Source organism: Mesorhizobium sp. M7A.F.Ca.CA.004.06.1.1 (assembly GCF_003999135.1).
In the GTDB taxonomy this organism is placed as follows: domain Bacteria; phylum Pseudomonadota; class Alphaproteobacteria; order Rhizobiales; family Rhizobiaceae; genus Mesorhizobium.
In genome coordinates, this window is the sequence record NZ_RZPQ01000609.1 from 1 (window position 1) to 3,621 (window position 3,621).

A 3,621-nucleotide genomic window follows, 5' to 3' on the forward strand; every position below is an offset into this window, starting at 1 on the left:
CTCCTAGGGCCGATGGGCCACTCAGTTCGTGCGCCTTTTGCCGATTGCGTTGCATGTGCCGTGCCAAGCCAAAAAGCATTGATAAACCGCCGATGGATCAGCTTTTGCCCTGTTGCGCATTCTACATTGTGGGATATGCGACAATGCCCAAGCGGTTGAATCGTCGTGTTGCAGAACCCCAGACGGGTCATGACTGCTATTCTTAGGACAGTGCGCAGCAAGCCGCTACTCGCTGCACTCCAGGCACACCATTTCCATAATAAAGCGGTGGGTGCTATGTTGACCGAGCTGTCGACCAGGGAACGGTGTGAGGCCTCAGATCCCTCCATATTGTTGCACCCGCCGGTCCAACAGGACTGCAGGTCCGGCCTCAAAGGATCTTGGCTGCTATGGCGACATTGCGGTGCACGCCGCTTTCCGACCAATGATGTGCGTCCAGGTCGAGGCCGGCCCTAATGAACCACCGCCTTGGCACCCTCGCCCATCTCATTTCGGCATCGACAAGCTAGACCAGAGCGCACTTGCAAGGCGCCATGCAGTCCTGTCGGCGGGCGAACTGTTGGTGACGGGTACAGCTGCGAGCGAACGTTCATCCACCGACGCACAGCGCGGACTGTCGCTTTTCAAATTAGGAAATCTCTGTAGCCACCATTCATGAGCGCGCGGCCACGCGAGACGGCCCGACGGATGCGGTCGCGCAGATGATCGCGAGGATCCGCCCAGTCGGCATGGACGCGCCGTTGACCGATGAGAACTTCGGCGAGCTCGCGATGAGGTGCTCCGGCGAGCGAACCGTCGAGCGCACGAAGAACGAAGGACAAACGAACGCCGCGCTTTTCCGGCGCAAACAAGCGGGGGGGCAACTGTTGCCCTAGACTGAGAGCATTGAGGCACTCCAGTCCCCTCAGTCGATGCTTTAAAAGCACCGCGGGCCAGATGGCTTGCGTATGCAGGCAAACAGGGTGGAGGATATTCGCGCCCGAGACGGCGAGCTGCAGCGCGTGGTCCGCATTGCGAAGAAGAACATGCTGGCTCTTGTCGGGCGCCAGCAGGACGATTGCACGACAGGGCAATGCCGAGAGTTCGAACGGCGGTGTCGGCGACGAGGCAGGCAACCGTTCCGCAATGACCGGCAGCACATGGACGCACCAGAGCGGACACCAGAATACGACCGAAGCGCGGCCACAAGACTCCGCGAAACAGAACACCCCAGCGTGACAGGTCGCCGGCCGACGCGACCATATCGAGAAAGGATTGGAGAGACCAAGTCTTGCAATGCTGGCGCGCAGCGGTCAGATCGCGCTGGAACGCTGGATTGCGGCGTAAGAACTCCCAAGCCCACTCCCGCAGCGTCAGGCCAGCGGTGTAGTCGTATGATCTTTCATCCCGCCAATCGGCCTGATCCGCGCCAGTCAGGAGATTCATGACTGACATCCCCTGCCCGCGCCTGCGTGAGTCGAAACATTATGCCACTTCGCAAAGCATCGGCGAAGGCAGCAGACGTCGAAGACCCCGTTTCGTTGAAGCGTCAGCCATCGCCACTGTCGGCGACAGAAGATGTGCCCAAATTGCCACCAGACCGTCGAACTGGCACAGCGACGGCCAGCGCGACCTGGAATTGATCCCGTAACGGTCATCGGCTCCTGCGTCGCGATCCAGACGTCCCTTGAAGGCGCAGTAGCGCGGCAGTGGATCGCACGCTGCTTGTCGGCAAGTTGTCGTAGCGGCGGCGCCATAGGCACGGTCATCGGAGGGTCTCCTGCGGCAAGTTTTCGCCATTGGAGGCCAATCTCCCCGCTAGGGCAGCCTGTGCAGTTGCACAGGTGAAGCGGATCAATCAGGGGGAGCCATGGCGGAAACTGGATGATGGCGGCTTGAGGAGAGCGGCGTATCGAGGCGGGTGATGAAGCCTGCCAGTACCTCTCAAGGAGAGTGATACGCCATGAACGAGACTATCAACACATTGTTCGCCTTCGTCAGCCCGACGAAATCGATGATACCCTGACGGATGTACTTCGCAGCGGCGCGCGCAAATTGCTTGCACATGCGATCGAGATGGAGGCCGAGGCGTATGCCAAGGCGGTCGACTGCCTGACGAAAGATCATATTGCGTCGCTGGCGCTCTACGATTTCCCCGCCCAACACTGGGATCATCTGCGAACGTCCAATCCCATCGAAAGCGTCTTTGCAACCGTTCGCTATCGCACGGTGCGTACCAAGGGCTCGCTATCCTCGAAAACCGCCCAGCTGATGGTCTTCAAGCTGTTGGCCGCGGCCAGGAAGTGGCGACGATTGAAAGGACAAAATCAGTTGCCGAAACTCATCGCAGGTGCCGGTTCCTGGACGGAATCCAGGTCATCGAAACGAAGCCGCAGAGCGCCGCTTGATCAGCCTCGTCACCCAAATTCCAGCATAGCTCCATCGGAACTGCCAGCCTTCCTTGCCGATCAGGCGCATATCAGCGCTGACGATACCGAGGACGGCGATGGCGGTCACCTCCAGGCCGCCGAGTAACGACCCTCAAAACACCGCACTGGTCGAGGCCAGCCTGAACCGGTATCTTGTGCCTGCCCTCGGGAGTCGCTCTATCCACCATGTGATCGACACCGACATTGCTAACATCACAAAGAAGATCGTCGCCGGGGGTCACCCGCAAGCGGCTAACACGGCCTTCTGGTGTATGCGGGCATTTTTCAACTGGTGTCGCAAACCGCCGCAACGGCTCATCCGCGGTTTCCCCGCGAGGGATTGGAAAATCCGGATCCGGCCCCGATCGTCAAGCGCAAGCGAGTGGTGAACGATGCCGAACTGGCGGCTATATGAACGGGCTGTGAGCCCGAACCGGGCGATATCGGCTATTCGTTCGGCTCCATCGTCAAGCTGCTCATTCTGACCGGACAGAGGCGTACGGAAGTTGCCGCGATGCGTTGGTCCTCAACCTTGAAGCCGGAACATGGAACTATCGGGTGACCGCACGAAGAACGAAGAGCCTACGCTTATTCCGCTGTCCACACTGGCGGTGTCGGTCCCCCAGACGGTACCGAAGACCAATGACACGTTTTTTTCCCTGCGAGGGGCAACGAAAGAAGCCACTTCTCAGGCTACGCGAAGGGCAAGAAGGCTCTAGACGGCAAGGTCAATACTGACGGGGTGGCTTTGGAGAACTGGACCCTTCACGATCTGCGCAGGACGCTCGCGACAAATCTCGGCAGGCGGCAGGTATTGCCACACGTCATCGAGCACATACTGAATCACAAGGCGGCGTCCTTGACAGACATTGGCGAAATCTACAATCTCTATAGCAACGTCAAGGAGAAGCGCGAGGTGTTGCAGATGTGGTCAAATCACATCGAATGGCTGATCAAGCAGGCTGCGGATGACGCTCTGGCGGCGTAGCTGCTGGCATGGCGGAAGATGCGGCGCAACAATCGTCAGAGCCTCATCGAATTGGAGATCATGCTTGACCAGCAAATGCGCGGCCAATGCTTCGATGGCCGACCAGTGATCGAGTACTAGCCGGGCCGTGCAATCTTCGATCCGCCCCCAATCGGGGCGGCGCGGCATCAGGAACCGCAACTCACCATAGATTCGCTTGGCATCCGCGTAGTCGCTGCTCCCCTC

Annotated in this window: 3 protein-coding genes and 1 pseudogene; 1 reads left to right on the forward strand and 3 read right to left on the reverse strand. The window is 59.3% G+C overall.

Features of this window, described 5'->3' with window-relative positions; translation table 11 throughout:
- The coding region (locus tag EN906_RS37815; RefSeq protein WP_206529172.1) for a hypothetical protein at nucleotides 1–191 on the reverse strand (191 nt) is incomplete at its 3' end.
- Between the two features lie 432 nt (nucleotides 192–623).
- Nucleotides 624–1,139 carry a DUF2285 domain-containing protein gene (locus EN906_RS26760; RefSeq protein WP_224570032.1) on the reverse strand — a complete coding sequence of 172 codons (516 nt, stop codon included), beginning with the start codon at nucleotides 1,137–1,139 and terminating at the stop codon, nucleotides 624–626.
- Nucleotides 1,140–2,076: 937 nt separating this feature from the next.
- Between EN906_RS26760 and EN906_RS26765 the strand changes: the two are divergent.
- Nucleotides 2,077–2,387: pseudogene (locus EN906_RS26765) on the forward strand (IS256 family transposase); the annotation flags it as partial.
- Between the two features lie 952 nt (nucleotides 2,388–3,339).
- Here the strand turns inward: EN906_RS26765 and EN906_RS37455 are convergent.
- Nucleotides 3,340–3,621: hypothetical protein (locus EN906_RS37455; RefSeq protein WP_164777379.1), on the reverse strand; the 282-nt coding region annotated here is incomplete at its 5' end.